18 protein-coding genes and 1 pseudogene are annotated in these 16,314 nt (G+C 63.1%); 12 read left to right on the forward strand and 7 right to left on the reverse strand.

Annotated features, from left to right (window positions below; genetic code table 11):
* Window positions 1-671: complex I NDUFA9 subunit family protein (locus DDF70_RS18285; protein ID WP_162820484.1), on the reverse strand; the 671-nt coding region annotated here is incomplete at its 3' end.
* Between the two features lie 539 nt (window positions 672-1,210).
* Here DDF70_RS18285 and DDF70_RS18290 point away from each other — a divergent pair.
* From DDF70_RS18290 to DDF70_RS18335, 9 genes are all read left to right on the forward strand, one after another.
* Window positions 1,211-1,798, forward strand: coding sequence for a PRC-barrel domain-containing protein (locus DDF70_RS18290; RefSeq protein ID WP_245435544.1), 588 nt, complete (start codon window positions 1,211-1,213; stop codon window positions 1,796-1,798).
* 35 nt (window positions 1,799-1,833) lie between these two features.
* Window positions 1,834-2,280, forward strand: coding sequence for a CBS domain-containing protein (locus tag DDF70_RS18295; RefSeq protein WP_114946295.1), 447 nt, complete (start codon window positions 1,834-1,836; stop codon window positions 2,278-2,280).
* Window positions 2,281-2,320: 40 nt separating this feature from the next.
* Window positions 2,321-2,998, forward strand: coding sequence for a dienelactone hydrolase family protein (locus DDF70_RS18300; protein WP_205772445.1), 678 nt, complete (start codon window positions 2,321-2,323; stop codon window positions 2,996-2,998).
* Window positions 2,999-3,000: 2 nt separating this feature from the next.
* Window positions 3,001-3,678 (forward strand): phosphoribosyltransferase, encoded by a 678-nt coding sequence (locus tag DDF70_RS18305; protein ID WP_114946296.1) that lies wholly within the window; start codon window positions 3,001-3,003, stop codon window positions 3,676-3,678.
* Complete coding sequence (locus tag DDF70_RS18310; protein ID WP_114946297.1) at window positions 3,675-4,166, forward strand: YciE/YciF ferroxidase family protein; 492 nt, start codon at window positions 3,675-3,677, stop codon at window positions 4,164-4,166. Before DDF70_RS18305 ends, DDF70_RS18310 begins: the two co-directional genes overlap by 4 nt.
* Window positions 4,167-4,184: 18 nt before the next feature.
* Window positions 4,185-4,646: a YbhB/YbcL family Raf kinase inhibitor-like protein gene (locus DDF70_RS18315; RefSeq protein WP_114946298.1), complete on the forward strand. Its 462-nt coding sequence runs from the start codon at window positions 4,185-4,187 to the stop codon at window positions 4,644-4,646.
* 104 nt (window positions 4,647-4,750) lie between these two features.
* Window positions 4,751-5,491, forward strand: a complete 741-nt coding sequence (locus DDF70_RS18320; protein ID WP_114946299.1) for a sigma-70 family RNA polymerase sigma factor — start codon at window positions 4,751-4,753, stop codon at window positions 5,489-5,491.
* Between the two features lie 20 nt (window positions 5,492-5,511).
* Window positions 5,512-5,808: an I78 family peptidase inhibitor gene (locus DDF70_RS18325; RefSeq protein WP_114946300.1), complete on the forward strand. Its 297-nt coding sequence runs from the start codon at window positions 5,512-5,514 to the stop codon at window positions 5,806-5,808.
* A 616-nt stretch (window positions 5,809-6,424) separates the two neighbouring features.
* A complete protein-coding gene (locus DDF70_RS18335; protein ID WP_114946302.1) occupies window positions 6,425-6,970 on the forward strand; it encodes a PRC-barrel domain-containing protein in 546 nt (181 codons plus the stop codon).
* 253 nt (window positions 6,971-7,223) lie between these two features.
* Here DDF70_RS18335 and DDF70_RS18340 read toward each other — a convergent pair whose 3' ends face one another.
* The 5 genes and pseudogenes from DDF70_RS18340 to DDF70_RS18360 all read right to left on the reverse strand — a co-directional run bounded on the left by DDF70_RS18340 (window position 7,224) and on the right by DDF70_RS18360 (window position 10,429).
* The gene (locus tag DDF70_RS18340; RefSeq protein ID WP_114946303.1) at window positions 7,224-7,535 is read right to left on the reverse strand and encodes a putative quinol monooxygenase; all 312 of its coding nucleotides are present in this window, start codon (window positions 7,533-7,535) and stop codon (window positions 7,224-7,226) included.
* Between the two features lie 228 nt (window positions 7,536-7,763).
* Window positions 7,764-8,327 (reverse strand): annotated as a pseudogene (locus DDF70_RS18345) (type 2 periplasmic-binding domain-containing protein); the annotation flags it as partial.
* Window positions 8,328-8,439: 112 nt separating this feature from the next.
* A complete protein-coding gene (locus DDF70_RS36670) occupies window positions 8,440-8,685 on the reverse strand; it encodes a hypothetical protein (RefSeq protein ID WP_162820485.1) in 246 nt (81 codons plus the stop codon).
* A 532-nt stretch (window positions 8,686-9,217) separates the two neighbouring features.
* Complete coding sequence (locus tag DDF70_RS18355; RefSeq protein WP_114946306.1) at window positions 9,218-9,439, reverse strand: hypothetical protein; 222 nt, start codon at window positions 9,437-9,439, stop codon at window positions 9,218-9,220.
* A 477-nt stretch (window positions 9,440-9,916) separates the two neighbouring features.
* Window positions 9,917-10,429, reverse strand: coding sequence for a hypothetical protein (locus DDF70_RS18360; protein ID WP_162820486.1), 513 nt, complete (start codon window positions 10,427-10,429; stop codon window positions 9,917-9,919).
* A gap of 283 nt (window positions 10,430-10,712) precedes the next feature.
* On the opposite strand from DDF70_RS18360, the gene DDF70_RS18365 reads away from it, so the two are divergent.
* The 3 genes from DDF70_RS18365 to DDF70_RS18380 all read left to right on the forward strand — a co-directional run bounded on the left by DDF70_RS18365 (window position 10,713) and on the right by DDF70_RS18380 (window position 15,418).
* On the forward strand, window positions 10,713-11,531 hold the full coding sequence (locus DDF70_RS18365) for a universal stress protein (protein WP_114946308.1): 819 nt from the start codon (window positions 10,713-10,715) through the stop codon (window positions 11,529-11,531).
* Between the two features lie 598 nt (window positions 11,532-12,129).
* Window positions 12,130-14,082, forward strand: a complete 1,953-nt coding sequence (gene katG, locus DDF70_RS18375) for a catalase/peroxidase HPI (protein ID WP_281024373.1) — start codon at window positions 12,130-12,132, stop codon at window positions 14,080-14,082.
* A gap of 658 nt (window positions 14,083-14,740) precedes the next feature.
* Window positions 14,741-15,418, forward strand: a complete 678-nt coding sequence (locus DDF70_RS18380) for a protein-L-isoaspartate(D-aspartate) O-methyltransferase (protein WP_114946311.1) — start codon at window positions 14,741-14,743, stop codon at window positions 15,416-15,418.
* 533 nt (window positions 15,419-15,951) lie between these two features.
* Here the strand turns inward: DDF70_RS18380 and DDF70_RS18385 are convergent.
* Window positions 15,952-16,173, reverse strand: coding sequence for a hypothetical protein (locus tag DDF70_RS18385; RefSeq protein ID WP_114946312.1), 222 nt, complete (start codon window positions 16,171-16,173; stop codon window positions 15,952-15,954).
* Between the last annotated feature and the right edge of the window lie 141 nt (window positions 16,174-16,314).

The raw sequence follows: 16,314 nt of genomic DNA on the forward strand, positions 1-16,314 counted from the left end.
ACAAACTCAAGCAGCTCTTTGAAGGTATAGACCCGGGGGCCGCCGAATTCGTAGGTCTGGCCGCGGCTGGCGGGGTTCGCCAGAATGGCACCAACGCCCGCCACCACATCCTCGACATAGACGGGCTGAAACCTCGTTCGCCCGCCGCCGATCAGCGGCAGGGCCGGGAGCCGTCGCGCCCGTGCGGCAAAGCCGTTGAAGAAGTGATCGTCTGATCCGAAGATCAGGCTGGGCCGGATGATCGTCACCTCGGGAAAGGCGGCGCGTACCGCCGCTTCGCCGGCCGCCTTGGACCGATCTGCCAGCGCGGGTGCCGTGCGGCTGGCCCCGAGTGCCGACATGTGAACCAGTTGCCGGACCCCCAAGCGCCGGGCGCTGGCCGCCACCCGGTGAGCCCCCTCTTCATGAAGGGCCGTGAAGGTTTGCCGGCGTGCCTGCGAGAGAATGCCGACCAGATTGATGACCGTGTCGGCTCCTTGGATCGCCGCCTGCACCGCCGCATCATCGAGAATGTCGGCCGCGACGTGTTGGATCTGAGCCAGCCTCGGAGGCTCTGCCGTGGTGAGCGGATGTCGCGCCGCGACCCGCACGGACACTCCCGCCCTGGCGAGATGCTCGACCAGGTGCCGACCGATAAAACCCGACCCGCCGAAGACCGTGACGTGCTGCATCGCTGCCGCTGTGCCCTGCCAGGATCAATGCGAACCGATCGCCTCAGTTCTGAGTAAGCTGGTCCTTCGCCCGCAGATGGCAGAGCCTCTCCGCGAGTTTGTTCGCATATTCGATTGATGTGAAGGTCGGAACATGAGCGGAGGCCGGTTGAGGCGCGTCAGGCTTTTTGGATCGGACTGGAGCAGATGCGTCTTGAGCAACCGGATCAACGTCTCCGGATGGACGGGCTTGCCGATGAAGAGAACCCCATCGGGTCGGTGGCCGGCTCCGGGATGGCTCTGGCATCGGCCCAAAACGCCGAGTTCGACGTCGCTGTTCTCGATCTCCGATCTGAATGGAAGGCTCAGCTATCCCGTCGCTGCGGTGATCCGCGGCCGCGGGATCCCCATCATCTTTGCAACCGGAGACGGTGGAGTTGGACTGCCGGGTCTGTCCTTCCTGGTTCGTGCGCCCGGACCTGAAGGACCAGCCTTTGCGTTATCATTTCGATCATGAGTGAATGCCCAGAGGCGATCCATCCCGAGCAAGGGAGGTGCTCATGAGACGAACCTCGTATTACGTGTTCCACTCGACTACGGCTCCTGACCTGCGTGGGATCACCGGCGATCCGGACGGGGCGAGGCTCCCCGTCTCGGACGGGCCCTGGACCCGTGAGCGGCAGATCGATCCGAACGAGCCTTGGCCCCTCGACGTCAACCAAGCCGTCGTGGAGTTCGGGGTTCTGGAGAACGGCTTCTATCTCTGGGGCCCGATCCCGCAGCACGCGTCATCCAAACCTGTCATCGAAAGCGACCGGGTCGAGGGCACCGCGGTGTTCGATCTTCAGGGGCGCCGGATCGGCACCATCAAGCGACTGTTGATCGAGAAGGTGAGCGGGCGAGTGGTCTACGTCGATGTGACCTTCGGCGGCTTCCTGGGCCTTGGGGTCCATCATCATACCATCCCGTGGGAGAAGCTCACCTATGACAGGCAGCTTGAGGGCTATCGCACCGACATCACCGAGGAGCAGGTGCGGGGCGCTCCCGCCTTCAATGGCGAGGACGAGGTCTGGCCCGACAAGAAACGTGAGCAGGAGCTGTGGGACTACTGGCGCGATTGGCCCAGGGGCCTGTCTGAACCGCCATAACCAGGCCTGACAGAGGCACTCAAGAGGAGGAATCGATGAAAGTCAGTGAAGTCATGACACGGGACGTGCGGCTGATCGAGCCGACCCAGACCATCCGCGAGGCGGCGAAGCTGATGGCTGAACTGGATGCCGGCATCATGCCCATCCGTGAGGGTGATCGGCTGGTCGGCATGATCACCGACCGCGACATCGCGGTCCGGGCCGTCGCCGAAGGCAAAGGACCCGACACACCGATCCGCGAGGTGATGACGCAGGACGTGAAGTACTGCTACGAGGACGACGACACCGAGGATGTGGCCCGCAACATGGCCGACATCCAGGTTCGCCGCCTGCCGGTGCTCAGCCGCGAAAAGCGCCTGGTCGGCATCATCTCGCTCGGCGACATGGCGGTGTCGGACGAGGCTCGCAAGGCCGGCGAAGCCGTAGCCGGCATCTCGCAGCCGGGCGGTCAGCACAGCCAAACCGGGGGGGCCCGGCACTGAGTCTTGGTACAGCGAGATCGGCATAGCCCGGACACTTGCCATGACAGGCGGGAACCGCAACGCGCCGTTGGACCAGCGCAACGACCGGCCTGAGGTCGAGGTCTCGATTGCGCCGCTTGGCCTTCCGGGGACGCTGGTCCACCCGGCCGGCGGGCACGGGATTGTCCTGTTCGCCCATGGCAGCGGCAGCAGCCGCCTGAGCCCGCGCAACCGGCTGGTGGCCGAGCGCCTGCAACGGAGCGGACTCGGCACGCTGCTGTTCGATCTGCTCCAGCCGGAGGAGGCGAGCAACCGCACTAACGTGTTCGACATCCGCCTGCTCGCCGAGCGGCTGGCGTTGGCCACGGATTGGGTGTGCTCCCAGGAACTGCCGGATGTGCCCATCGGCTACTTCGGCGCCAGCACGGGCGCGGCCGCGGCTCTGGTGGCCGAGACCCTGACACGACACCGGATTGCCGCCATCGTGTCCCGCGGCGGCCGCCCGGATTTGGCAGGCGCAGCGCTGCCGCGGGTCCGGGCGCCAACGCTCCTGATCGTTGGCGGCGACGATCATGGGGTGATCGAGCTGAACGAGGAGGCGCTGACCCATCTCACCGGCGAGAAGCACCTGGCGATTGTGCCCGGGGCCGGGCATCTGTTCGAGGAGCCCGGCACGCTCGATCAGGTGGTGACCTTAGCGCGTGAATGGTTCGTCCCGCGTCTGGGCCAGGGAGGTTGAACATGCAGGCGGATGATCTGAGCTTTCGGGACCGCGCCGAGGCTGGACGCCAGCTCGTTCCGCGTCTGATGGCCTTTGCGGATCAGAACCCGGTAGTCTTGGCCTTGCCGCGTGGCGGCGTACCAGTGGCATTCGAGGTCGCCCGGGCGTTGCAGGCGCCGCTCGACCTCATCTTCGTGCGCAAGATCGGGGCGCCCGGTCATGCCGAATTTGGCCTCGGCGCGGTGGTCGACGGCGCCCATCCCCAGGTCGTGCTCAATGAAGAGGCCCTTGGCCACGTCAAAGTGCCGCCGGGCTACATCGAAGACGAAACCGAACGGCAGCTGAAGGAGATCGAACGGCGACGCGAGCACTATCTGGCGGGCCGGCGCCCGGTCGACGTGGAGGGGCGTGTCGCTATCGTGGTCGACGATGGGATCGCCACGGGCAGCACCGTGCGGGCGGCGTTGAAGGGCCTGTCCCGTGCCCGGCCGGCCCGCCTTGTCCTGGCCGTTCCGGTCGCGCCACAGGACACCCTCGCGCGCCTCGCGAGCGAAGCCGACGAGGTGATCTGCCTGATGACACCAGAGGAATTTTACGCCGTCGGCGAGTATTACGATGATTTCCGCCAGACCTCGGACCGGGAGGTGACCACGCTTCTGGACGAGGCCCGGCGTTGGAACAGAGAGGATGTGCCGTGAACGTCAACAGTCTTCATGACCTGTACATTGCCGAGCTCCAGGAAATCCGCAGCGTCGAGGAGCAACTCGTCGCGGCTCTGCCGCGGATGGCCGATGTGGCAGATCATGCCGAACTCAAGCAGGGGATCCAAACCCATTTGGAGGAAACCCGCACGCAGCAATCCCGCGTGGAGGAGATCCTGCGCCGGCACAACGCCGAGCCGCGCGAGCATGTCGACCAGGCCATGCAGGCGATGCTGCACGAGGCCGAGAAATGGGCCAGCATGGTCCAGGACCGTGATCTGCGCGATGCCGGCGTCATCGCCTCGGCGCAGCGGGTCGAGCACTACGAGATCGCAGTATACGGCTCGCTGGCAACATGGGCCAGGCAGCTCGGGCTGGACGAGGATGGGCAGGCGCTGCTGGCTATCCTGGAGGAGGAGAAGCGCACCGACGAGCGGCTGAGCCGGCTCGCCAAGCGCATGATCAATCCGGATGCCGCAACCTGACGCGGAAGGAGAGGAGCCATGTCGCTTACCATCACCAGTCCGGCCTTCCGGAACGGCGAGGTCATCCCGACCCGGCACACCCGCGACGGCGAGAACCTGTCGCCGCCGCTGGAGTGGCGGGATGTGCCTCCCGAAACCAAGAGCTTCGTGCTGATCGTCGAGGATCCCGATGCGCCGTCAGGCATGTTCCGGCATTGGGCGATGTACAACATCCCGGCTGGCGAAGTCAGCCTGCCGGAGGGAGCGTCCGCCCAGGGCCTCCGCGGGGCCGGGGAGGGGGTGAACGGGTTCCGGAACGCCCGCTATGACGGTCCCCAGCCGCCGAAGGGGCATGGGCCGCATCATTACCATTTCCGGTTGGCCGCCCTTGATGTGCCGCGGCTCGACGTCCCAGCGTCGGCAAAGGTGGAGGACATCTGGGCGAAGGCGCAGCCCCACATCAGTGCCGAGGCGGAGGTGGTCGGCACCTACGAGCGGTAAGGCTGATGAGGAGCCAAGGTGTTGTAGAGTCCTGCGGGAGACTGCGTGAGCTTGCCACAGCCTGGTAGGTTGATGCCGCAGGGATCCAACAACATCTCTTTCTTATGGCGGGCTCCAAGTTCAGGCCACCCAACCCCATTGTTCTTGGCGACGTGGTCCGGGAGCATCTGGGACAACAGTTGCGTGGCGTCTATTCCGACCTCATCGTCTCCGATCTGCCTTCGGATCTGGTCAGGCTGATCGGACGCCTGGAGAATTCCATCCGGATTCCCCACGATCCGCATGATTCGGGCTTCGTCCAGGATCTCCTGAACTCCATCTGTCACCTGCGTGCCTTTGCTATTTCGCTCACCCATGACGTGAACCGGGCGGAAGACCTGGTGCAGAGCACGCTGCTGAAGGCCTGTGACCGGCGCAACCGGTTCGAGCCGGGCACCTGCCTTCAGGCCTGGCTCTTTACGATCCTGAAGAACGACTTTCACACCGAGCACCGGAAACGGCAGCGGGAGGTCGAAGATGTCGAAGGCGCCTATGCCGCGCGCCTGATCGCGCTGCCGGAGCAGCTGGATGAGCTGGAGCTCCAGGATCTCTTGCAGGCGCTGTCGAAGCTACCAGCGTGGCAGCGCGAGGTCCTCCTGCTGGTTGGTGTGGAGGGCCTGAGCTACGAGGAAATTGCCGCCCGTCAGCACGTCACCGTGGGCACCGTCAAGAGCCGGGTCAACCGCGCGCGTCACCATCTTGCGGACATCCTTGGTCTGGGACCAGACGATGCCATCGGCAGTCGGTTCTCGCACCCCGAGCAGGCGGAACGCCGAGGCGCAGAGAGCTTGCATCACCTCGGTTGATCTGGGAACGGAGGCATCACATGAGCGTGCGTGTAATCCGGTTCTTGGCGGTCCTTCTGACCGCACTCGGCCTGATCCCAGCCGAAGGGTTCACCCAACCGGCTCCGGACCGGCAGACCTGTGCGACGGGCGAGGCCCAGGCTGTCATCGGGCAACCCTACTCGCCTGAGCTGGCCGAGAGAGCCCGCCGGATCGCCGGTGCCCGCGAGCTCCAAAAAATCGAGCCAGGGGGCGCCTACACGACCGACCCCAACGCCGACCGGTTGAACATCGAGGTGGACCGCGCTGGCATCATGACAGGCCTCCGCTGCGGATGACGTTCCATCGGCAACGGGTTTGCCGCGGATCGCCTGATGGCGGACGCACCCCTCCTCAACACCCCTCGGTCGCTCGTCCGTGCCCATCAGCCACGGATGCCTCAGAGGCCGACGCGTCAGGGCGGTGAGACGAGGCTGGGCCTTGAGGATCAGGCCTGGCCACGTCCGATGCCCGAATGCGGGTCTTCCGGCCGCGCCATACCGCGATCATCTCCTGTCGCAATGGTGGCCTCGGCTTAGGCAGGGCCCGCCAGATGAACAGCGTGCAGGCCTTGCGGACCGCAAGGCTGATGGCCATCCCATAAAGAAAGATCACCGGAGAGAAAGAGAGCATGAGGTTTCGTGGGGCAGCGATGGAGCGCTTAAGAGCCGCCCTGATTGACGGGCCTGTAAAGGGGTCGAGAAGGTGGACTCCTCAGACGGTTTCATGACCAGGTGCCCCACAGATCCGTATGCTCCCCAACAGCTACTAGACTTGAACAAGGGCGTAAGGGTGAGGCTCATCCGATCCGGGAATGCCTACGGTTGATCAGCCCAGTCCCCGGCAGAACCTAGCGACTGCCACAGCGTTAGCCAGACATGCTCCTCGGAAGATCGTCCATGAAGGAGATCGTCCATGAACACAAAGTTGCTTGCCATCGGCCTGCTCTCTTCCACTCTGCTGGCTTCCATAGCCATCGCTCAGGGGCAGCCTCCGGCTCCTCCCGCAGGCAATGCGCAGCCCCCTGTCGGTTCAACGGATGCTCGCCCCGTGGACAGTCGGTTCATCACCCAGGAAGGAAGCCAGGGCGTTCTGCGCCTCACTGATGTCATTGGCCAGAATGCCGTTGGAACCGACAACAAGACCATCGGTAAGATCGAGGACGTTGTGCTGGACCGTGACGGCAAAGTTGTCGCCTATATCGTCAAGGTGAGCGGCACTCCAGGCATTGGCAGTCGGGCAGTTGCAGTTCCCGTCCAGGCGGTCGAGATCGATCCTATCGGAATGACGGCAACGACCGGAACAATCCAAAGCGAGGGATTGCCTGCGAGCACGGCCGAAGGACAGAAGGCGAGAAGCGAGATGCAGGTCAGCCGGGTTCTCACGCCCGGCAAGATCATTGTGACGATCCCCACAGATCAGCTCAAGTCAGCTCCGGCCTTCGACAGGAATAGACCCTGACAGGGTGATCAAGTCTGCTGGCTTTTGCTCCCGAATGCCGCTCCGGTTCGCCGTCAGAAATGCGGCACAGCAAAGACAAAAGCTGATTCCATGCCAGTGGAATCAGCTCTGGGCATGAGGACGACAGCAAATGTGCGTGGCGTCCCTGGACGGCACACATCCGGTGGCAGAACGGCCAAGCGCGGTTGTGTTGGAACAGGCTCCGAAGGCAGCCTGCCTGGTCACCACCCCTGCCTAGAGAACCCCGGAGGGGTCAGGCCATGGCCGCTCCCTGCGGAGCGAAGCTTTGCGCGGCCATCACGTCGAGAAATCTGGCCGTTGGCGTACCTTGGAGCATGGGCGCCATCTGCTCCCAGAGCGCCCAAACCTGGGGCATGGCGTCATGCGCTGCCTGCTCATCATCGAAAAGGGCAACAACGAAGACTTCGCCCTCCTCACCCATGAGCCCAATCCACTCCCGGAGGCCGGGTTGAGCATAGATCGCGGCCTCGTTCTCCTGCCGCCAGCGGAGCATGTCTCCTATCTTGTCGGGCTTGACGCGAAACGTCGTCAGTCGTGCGTACATGGAGACCTCCTCAGGGAGGTTGATGTGACTGGCATCAGGCCAGCGCTGCACTGAACGCGACGCGACGAGTCTAAGCCCTTCTGGCCAGCGTGGACAATGGAGAGCGTCCCATGCCAAGCGCTGGCAATGGCCTTGTGACCACAGACTAGGGCACTTTCTCGGTGAAGTTGATCGGGACAGCCACAAACCAGCCCAAAAGCTCACAAGTCCGATTTCCAGTCCATCGCTCTAGCGGGTCGGGATTCCGTATTGCAGGTCACCCTTCGTCCATTGAGCGTTCTGACCGCGCTTGATCTTGAGCGGGGAGCCTTCGCCGACATTGCGCTCGAAGCTCTCGCCGGAGTTGTCCACATGCTTGATGATGCGCACGGCCCAGTCATTGGTCACGCCGAGCTCCTCGGCATCGAGCATGGCGTTGAAAGTCCAGCGAACGATGTCGGCCCACTGGTTGTCGCCGTGGCGCACGGCCGGGCCCAGCGGCTCCTTCGAGAGAACCTCCGGCAGGATCACGTGATCGTCCGGGTTCGAGAGGCTCAGCCGCGCGGCATAGAGGCCGGAGACGTCGGTCGTCGTCGCATCGCAGCGGCCGGCCTCATAGGCCTTCTCCGTCGCGTTCGCGAAGCTCACCGGCTGATACGTCAGGCCATTGGCGCGGAAGTAGCTGGCGAGGTTCAGCTCGGTCGTGGTGCCCTGGTCGGTGCAGACCGACTTGCCGATCAGCTCCTTGGCCGAGGTGAGACCAAGGGATTCGCGGACCATGAAGAGTTGTCGATCTGGCCCTAATGGTGGACGCCGGAGCGGCCGTGAATGTCTTAGATGGGGGCGAGTGAGATTGGGGTTGGGGGTCAGGTCTGCGGGCGTTTCCAGCCACCCGGTCTCCTAAGAAGCCTCTCCGAGGGCGTCGTCAGGCGGGTGGATGGGAACGCCCCCGAACGGCGCTTGTTTGTGCTCTGTCAGTCTCTTTCGTATCGAGGCCGACCGTAGAACTCACGCCGCTCCCAGTACGGGCGCTCATCATGGCGCCGCCATCAGGGCCGAGCCCAAGGCGGCGAACCGCCGTGACGCCAATATAGGCGTTCATAGTAGCGCTGAGGTAGCCCCCATAACGCCGCTCATATCGCGGCGGGTCGTAGTACTGAATGGTCTGCATCGAAACGCCCACAGCGTCAGCGATACTTGCAGGACTTGTTAGGGACTTGCGGATGCCGATTGAGATGCAAGATCTGCGGCAGCAAGCGCAAATGCTAAGACCACTTTCTTCAACATGTTCCCTTCCGGGGCGATAGACTGGGAATGTGCCTTAGGGAGTGAACTCCGTCTGAATGTCAGGCTGATCCAGCGTCCATCTGCCCTCATGCGCTCGCGCCAGACTTACATGCGCTCCGGTGATAATCGAGAGTTGCCCTGATGTGTTGGTTGAGGAGAATACCGCCGATCGATTGGGATTGGCGAGGTAGTCGAAGACTACGTGTTGCGCCGCCCAAGTGATTATGATGATGCAGAGGGCCACTGCTAAGCCATCGAGCATGTCCCGTATCAGATTTGGATGTGGGCCATTAGGGCTTCTACGGCCGTTCTTCCTGTCAGGCAGGTTGATGGGCATAATAACACTCCAAACTCAGTGGAGTGCTGTAGATTAGCATATGGTGGGTTGTTTCGCACATCTCCGCTTGGAGTAAGCGTCAGTCTCCCATCTGAACAGTCGCGGAGATGACGTGTTTCTTTATCTCTTCAGCGATGGCCTGAGCCTCTGCGAAGGTCGTGCCTTCAAGGAGCTTCAAAGCGATAAAACCACCTTTCAAAATATCACTTGAGTGTCCAGTCGGCTCAAGAGCCAAGATTGGCTTACCCTGAAGGTCTTCTCTGACCGTAAGATAGAAGTTGCCTTGTCCTGTCAGGCCCATTCTTCACCCTCCCTGTTACGCATTGTATTGTAGCATAGGAGGGAGTATGCGGCACGAAACGCAGCTCTCCGAGCGTACGTTCTCAAGCGCTATGGCGGAGCCTTTGCTTGGCGGCTGGGGTCTGGGCATGTCGAGCGAGTACTCGAGGAGAGATCCGCCGAAAGCTGGAGTTCATGCACTGTGTAAATCAGCATCGAATGCTGACCCTTGATCTGAGTGCCATCAGGTGCATGACTTCGCTGGCGAATTCATAGCGTCGGCGGGGTTACCATCGGCGCCGATCCTGACCCCACCAAATTTCCATTTTGTGTCACTCAGCCAAGGCATTGCGCTTACCTCACGACGGGCCGACCGTCGATGCCGGTTCACAGGCGCTTACGCGAAATCGCCGCCCCTCGTTCAGATCGGCACCGATTTCGCTCAGAGCAAGCGCGAGCCTCTCAGGGCGATCAGAGCCTGGCTCTCTTGGGCTGCCGCTTAGGGCCTCCGACTTGGAGCGACGAACGGATTAGTCTCCGGCCCTTCCCGCGAATTTTTGTCGAAGCACATCTCAAGTCGCTCAAGCGCTAGCGCGCTCTTGTCCAACGGCACGCGAAGTGTCGCGCCCTCTTCCTGCACCTCCAGGGCATTCGCTGTTCGGAGCTTGGCATTAAACGAACTCTCCGCGAGGGCGATTGTGACGCCCTTCGTTTCCGCCAGCGCTTTGGCTTCCACGGATTGACTGGCCGCCGCCAAGCGAACCGGATAGGCACTGTCACGCTCAAGCTTCCACTTGGACGAGTCGAGCAGCAGCAGCAAGCCGCTTTCGGCACGCACAAAGCTTACCGCGAGATCGCCCGCCGTTCTCGACATTGAGCAGCTATCGAACTTTCCAGCCTTGTAGGTTGTCGCGATTTCCCAAGGACCAATCGCAACGGTCTGCTCCATCGGCTGAGCGAATGCTGATGAAGTCACAAGAATAGAGCAATCAAAGGCTACATTCGTATTCACCACCCTGCTCCGCCGCTGCGCGCCCTGCCGACCGGTTGAAACCCGAACGTATCCTATCGCCTGCCGTATCCCTGCCCCTGGGGGTAACACCTATCCAGCATTAGTCGGGTTACACAAGTCCATGGCAGACCACCCGATCTCGGTCGCGCTCGATCATGATGTCAGTCGAGACAACAGCTTGACCGGAGCCACAGATAGGCCCCGATGCTTGGCTGTGCTATCATTGAATGCGAGCTGGTGCCACCCGGAGTGCCATCCCGCACCTTGCTGAGAGGAGGCGGACATGCCCCTCAAAGATCTGCTGCTCGTGATTGGCAAAGACACTGAAGCCGGCGAGCGCTATACCCTCGAGCTTGCTCGGACCAGTGGGGCGACCGTGACGGTCACCTCGTCCGGAACTGCTCCCAGCCTGCCCGCATTCATCCGCTCGGAAATGCCGAGTGATCTCCTGGAGCACATGCGGGAGGATGTGGAGACCACGGCACGAACCGCTCTGGAGGCGTTCTCGGAGAGAGCCAAGCAGATGGACATGGCGGTCGAGACGGTGATGCTTGACCTCTCCACAGGCGATGTGGGCACCGAGGTCAGCCGTCTGGCCCGGTATTTCGACGCCACCGTGCTCCAGCAGCCTGATCCTGCGGGTACAGAGACCACCGACCTCATCGAAGCGGTTCTGTTCGGATCAGGGCGTCCGGTGTTGATCGTTCCCTCCCCCCAACGACCCGCACAGTTCAAAAGAATCCTCATCGCATGGGACGAGGGATGCCCCGCTGCCCGCGCTGTTGCCGATGCCCTGCCTCTGCTCGCTACGGCCGAGCGGATCGAAGTTGTGACGGTCGGCGACCACGGCCGCGACCGAACCCGGCACAGCAGTCACCTGGTGCGTCATCTGGCTCGGCACGACATTGAGGCTCAGATGACAAGCCTGGTAGCTGACCGGGGGAGTGTTGCCAGCACGCTCTTGGCCCATGCCGTCGATGTGGAGGCTGATCTGATCGTGATGGGCGGCTATGGTCATTCGCGGCTGCGGGAGATCGTGCTGGGCGGCACGACCCGCAGGATCCTTCAAACCATGACGGTGCCCGTGCTGATGGCCCATTGAGCTTACTTTTCGGAACCGCCCCTGCCCGGTTCCAGACTTGTTTGGCCGGGACGGCACGCCCGTCATCCTTTGGATTGAGGATGCGGAGGGATCATCCTCGGCGATATCGAGATTTGTGATGGCAACAACCGAGAGGAAACCGATGGCTGAGACACTTGTGACCTTCATCGATGTTTACCGCTCGTGGCCGCACTCGTGCCAGGGCTCGGCCGCCACCCGCTCAAGACGATCAATCCTGACATGATTGCTGAAAGGCGGACGCCGCGTATCGAGCAGAAACTGCAAAGGCTTCAGTTCGAGTTCGACACTCCGCGCGATAGTGATCATGCGATGGCAACGCGCTGCACCTTGAGGGGCAGAGGGCGCTGGCTGCATCAGGGCTAAGGAGAAACATCCCCGCCGCTGGCCCCGATGTGTTGAGCGAGGGTCGGTGGGCCCTAATCTCGGCGCGGTGGACGAGCCGCGCACCGCTACGCCGGGTGTCCCGGTCTCTACATAGCGGCTTTGATGGTGCCGATCCGCGGCTTCGGCTCCCGGCACCCGTCACTGATTGCCACAAAGATTAGGCGTTGGACGGCTCAAGCGACTTTCGCCAGAATTGCCTGACATCGTCGACGCCAATGAGATTGGTCCGAGACCGCCAGCCGACGGGCGCGGCGGCGGCGGCGAAGGCCAGCAACGCTTCGCTCCCCTGAACAGCTGGCCCGACAACGCCAATCTCGACAAGGCGCGCCGGCTGCTCTGGCCGCTCAAGAAGAAGTACGGCCAGAAGATTTCCTGGGCCGACCTGCTGGTCCTGGCCGGCAACGTGGCCATGGAGTCGATGGGGTTCAAGACGTTCGGCTTCGGCTTCGGCCGGCCCGACGTCTGGGAGCCCGAGGACATCTTCTGGGGCCCTGAAGACACCTGGCTCGGCGACGAGCGCTACAGCGGCGACCGCGAGCTCCACGGCCATCTCGGTGCCGTGCAGATGGGCCTCATCTACGTGAATCCCGAGGGGCCCGGCGGCAATCCCGATCCGAAGGCCGCCGCCCGGGACATCCGCGAGACGTTCGCTCGCATGGCGATGAACGACGAGGAGACGGTTGCGCTCATCATCGGCGGCCACACGTTCGGCAAGACGCATGGCGCCGGTTCCGCCGTCGGGAACATCGGTCCGGAGCCGGAGGGCGCCGGCCTCGAGGACCAGGGCCTCGGCTGGAAGAACACGTACGGATCCGGCAAGGGCCCTCACACCATCACCAGCGGCCTCGAGGGCGCCTGGACCGACACCCCGACGAAGTGGGACAACGGCTTCCTCGAGAACCTCTTCAAGTACGAGTGGGAGCTGACTGAGAGCCCCGCTGGCGCGAAGCAGTGGAAGCCGAAGAACCCTGAGGCCGAGGGCACCGTGCCGGATGCGCACGACCCGAGCAAGCGCCACGCACCGATGATGTTGACGACGGACCTCTCGTTGAAGGTGGATCCGATCTACGCACCGATCGCGAGACGCTTCCACGAGAATCCGGACCAGCTCGCCGATGCGTTCGCCCGAGCGTGGTTCAAGCTGCTCCACCGCGACATGGGTCCCCGCGCGCGCTACCTCGGGCCATGGGTGCCGGAGCCGCAGCTGTGGCAGGACCCGGTCCCGGCGGCCGATCACGAGCTGGTGAGGGAGCAGGATGTCGCCGCCCTCAAGCGCCAGATCCTCGACTCGGGCCTGTCCATCCCAGACCTCGTTTCGACCGCCTGGAACGCGGCGGCCAGCTTCCGCGGCACCGACAAGCGCGGCGGCGCCAATGGAGCCCGAATCCGCCTCGCGCCGCAGAAGGACTGGGAGGCCAACGAGCCGGCCCGGCTGTCCGCCGTGCTGAAGGCCCTTGAGAGGATCCAGCAGGACTTTAACAAGTCGCAGGTGGGCGGCAAGAAGGTCTCCCTGGCCGATCTGATCGTTCTGGGCGGATGCGTCGCCGTCGAGGAGGCGGCCCGGACGGCAGGGCACAACGTGACCGTCCCGTTCGCGCCCGGTCGCACGGACGCCTCGCAGGAGCAGACCGACGTGCACACCTTCGAGATGCTCGAGCCGATCGGCGATGGGTTCCGCAACTACCTGCGGGCGCAGGACCTGCTGTCGCTGGAGACCCGGCTGCTCGATCGCGCCAACCTGTTGAAGCTGACCGCGCCGCAGATGACGGTCCTCGTCGGCGGCCTGCGGGCCTTGGGCGCGAACCACGGGTCGTCGAAGCACGGCGTCTTCACCGGCCGGCCCGGAACGCTGACCAACGACTTCTTCGTCAACCTGCTCGACACCGGCACCGCGTGGAGGCCGGCGGCATCGGCCGAGCACGTCTACGAAGGGACCGATCGTGCAACGGGCAAGATCAAGTGGACCGCAACGGCGGCCGACCTCGTCTTCGGCGCCCACTCCCAGCTCCGCGCGCTGGCCGAGGTCTACGCCAGCGACGACGCGAGGGAGAAGTTCGTGCGCGATTTCGTGGCGGCCTGGAACAAGGTCATGAACCTTGATCGGTACGACCTGCTCGCGCAGGCCCGGGCAACCTCGATCTCCTGAGGGCTCTCAGCCTGCCGCCGTCAACTGAACTGAGTAAAGGTTGCTTTCTGCTGTTTTTAGCTAGCCCCGGGCAAGGCCAAGCTACTGGAAATGCGTGGCATGCTCCGGACTTAAGCACCGACAGATATCGTCACGCTGCAGGAGCTGGCCGCCGAGGGTGCGATCATTGCCCTGCCTCTATCGGGCGGCACCGCCTATCCGGCGTGCCAGCTTGAAATCGGCGGCATGGTGGCAGGCCTGTCGGAGGCGCTCTGCTCGATGCCGACCCGCTCGCCCTGGATGCGTCTTGAATGGCTGCTCACCGGGGATCCCGCTCGCGGTGGCGCGTCGCCAATCGCGGCCTTGCGGCGGGGTAACGTCACCGAAGTGATGCAACTCGCCCGCTTGCATGGAGCCGAATGAGCGGCCTCCCCAGCAGCACCAGCCACCGCGGCACGGCACAGGAGGATGGCAATACAGATCGTGTGTCAGACGCTCCTTCGTCGGCCTCAGGAACGATATCACCTTGGACGAAACAGCGGTCTCGCAAGAACCTACTGACTGGCCCGTTCGTCTGAAACATACCAGTACCAGGCTGCGGAACGGGATTAGCTCCTGCTTCCAATCAGCGTAAGATCGTAGTCCTCGTTCGGGACAGCTCACTTGAGGATCTGCCGACATGAAGCCGATGACAGAAGTGCATCTCGCCATCCTGCGCCGGCACATGGTGGAAGTGATCGCTCTTCGGGCTGACCTCATGAGCGAGGAGATCGGCAAGGCTGCCCTTGGTGAGCGGGTTCTTGACGCCATGCGGCGGGTGCGGCGCCACCTCTTTGTGCCGCCCGAGCTGGCGGCGGTTGCCTACCACGACACCCCTCTGCCGATCGGCTTCGACAAGACTGTGTCCCAGCCCTTCATCTGCGCTCTCATGACAGACCTGCTCGATCCACAGCCTCACGAGGCCGTGCTCGAGATCGGCACCGGCTTGGGCTATCAGGCTGCCGTTCTCGCCGAACTCGCCCGCCAGGTCTGGAGCGTCGAGATGGTTGAGGAGTTCGCCAGCCATGCCGAGGCACACCTGTCGCAACTGGGCTACGGGAATGTTGCCGTTCGGGTTGGCGACGGCACCCGTGGCTGGCTTGAGCATGCCCCCTTTGACAAGATCCTGGTCACAGCCGCGGCCGAAGTGCCTCCGCCGGCCTTGCTGGATCAACTCGCCCCAGGAGGGCGTATGGTCCTGCCCCTCGGGCCTGAGGAAATTCAACAACTCACCGTCATTGACAAGGCAGACGACGGACGGATCAGGACACGAAGCGTGATCCCGGTGCGGTTCGGCACCCTGGAAACAGTGGTCTGAGGAGGCATCATCGGCGGGTCGGGCCTCTGATCCGTTCTCGTGCGGCAACGGCAGGTCGGTCCCGCCGAACTCGTGGAAGCCGCTATCGCGAGGCTGGAGCAGGTAGAACCGAAGCTGGCGGGCATGGCGGAATGGGTACTGGACCAGGCGCGTCGGGCGGCCTGTGAGCCCGGGCATTCCTGCGGAACGGCTCCTTGAGCAGCTCAAGCTCCCGCTGCCAGCCTCGCGCGTTTTTCTGAGCGTCGTGGAAGGCGTGCGCGACGGCCTCGATTTCATCCTCGTCCATGAACTCCCTCGAAGCGAGTGCAGAGCATTCAATCGACCACCGATTCGGAGGTAACCCGTCTGTCGGGAAGCCAATCTTGACTTACGTTGACTCTGTTACAGTGCATCGCCCGGGTGAGAAGGCTCTCTTCCGTCGGGGCAAATACCGGCCAAGGTCGCGCACATAGGCATAAGACCGGGCGCGGCCCTTTTTTCATCGATGGCTTTGGCTCTTCCGCGCCACGTGAACCCGCCTTGGCGTCGTGGCGCTAATGCTCAGGCATGGCGCTGATCCGCTCCTCAGGGTAGAACCGCTTGATGTCCAGCGTGTAGCGCTCGCCGACGTGCAGATCGACCTCCTGGGCATCGATGTTGTTCAGGATCAGAGTGATCTCCTGTCCGCCTTCGGCTCCGGTTCCCTCGAACTCGGCCTCGGTGCGGTGCTCGTCCTGAACCATGCGAACGAGCTTGAAAGCCATCAGGGTTTTCATGGGCGGATCTCCTCTCAGAGGATGGCCAGCCCAAGCATCGGCCAAGATCCAGGCCCTGTCATCCTCGCTGGCCCCCAGCTTCAAAATCTTCCGGAAGTTTCGCGGAAAGCCCGTTATGGAAGCTGACTCGTGAACCCAAGG

The sequence above is a fragment of the Microvirga calopogonii genome (assembly GCF_003347665.1).
Lineage (GTDB): Bacteria > Pseudomonadota > Alphaproteobacteria > Rhizobiales > Beijerinckiaceae > Microvirga > Microvirga calopogonii.

Bases quoted from the DNA above. Each gene is read 5' to 3' on its own strand.
- DDF70_RS18290 (WP_245435544.1), top strand. From the start codon at position 1,211: ATGAGACGAACCTCGTATTACGTGTTCCACTCGACTACGGCTCCTGAC.
- DDF70_RS18295 (WP_114946295.1), top strand. From the start codon at position 1,834: ATGAAAGTCAGTGAAGTCATGACACGGGACGTGCGGCTGATCGAGCCG.
- DDF70_RS18300 (WP_205772445.1), top strand. From the start codon at position 2,321: ATGACAGGCGGGAACCGCAACGCGCCGTTGGACCAGCGCAACGACCGG.
- DDF70_RS18305 (WP_114946296.1), top strand. From the start codon at position 3,001: ATGCAGGCGGATGATCTGAGCTTTCGGGACCGCGCCGAGGCTGGACGC.
- DDF70_RS18315 (WP_114946298.1), top strand. From the start codon at position 4,185: ATGTCGCTTACCATCACCAGTCCGGCCTTCCGGAACGGCGAGGTCATC.
- DDF70_RS18320 (WP_114946299.1), top strand. From the start codon at position 4,751: ATGGCGGGCTCCAAGTTCAGGCCACCCAACCCCATTGTTCTTGGCGAC.
- DDF70_RS18325 (WP_114946300.1), top strand. From the start codon at position 5,512: ATGAGCGTGCGTGTAATCCGGTTCTTGGCGGTCCTTCTGACCGCACTC.
- DDF70_RS18335 (WP_114946302.1), top strand. From the start codon at position 6,425: ATGAACACAAAGTTGCTTGCCATCGGCCTGCTCTCTTCCACTCTGCTG.
- DDF70_RS18340 (WP_114946303.1), bottom strand. From the start codon at position 7,535: ATGTACGCACGACTGACGACGTTTCGCGTCAAGCCCGACAAGATAGGA.
- DDF70_RS36670 (WP_162820485.1), bottom strand. From the start codon at position 8,685: ATGCAGACCATTCAGTACTACGACCCGCCGCGATATGAGCGGCGTTAT.
- DDF70_RS18355 (WP_114946306.1), bottom strand. From the start codon at position 9,439: ATGGGCCTGACAGGACAAGGCAACTTCTATCTTACGGTCAGAGAAGAC.
- DDF70_RS18365 (WP_114946308.1), top strand. From the start codon at position 10,713: ATGCCCCTCAAAGATCTGCTGCTCGTGATTGGCAAAGACACTGAAGCC.
- DDF70_RS18380 (WP_114946311.1), top strand. From the start codon at position 14,741: ATGAAGCCGATGACAGAAGTGCATCTCGCCATCCTGCGCCGGCACATG.
- DDF70_RS18385 (WP_114946312.1), bottom strand. From the start codon at position 16,173: ATGAAAACCCTGATGGCTTTCAAGCTCGTTCGCATGGTTCAGGACGAG.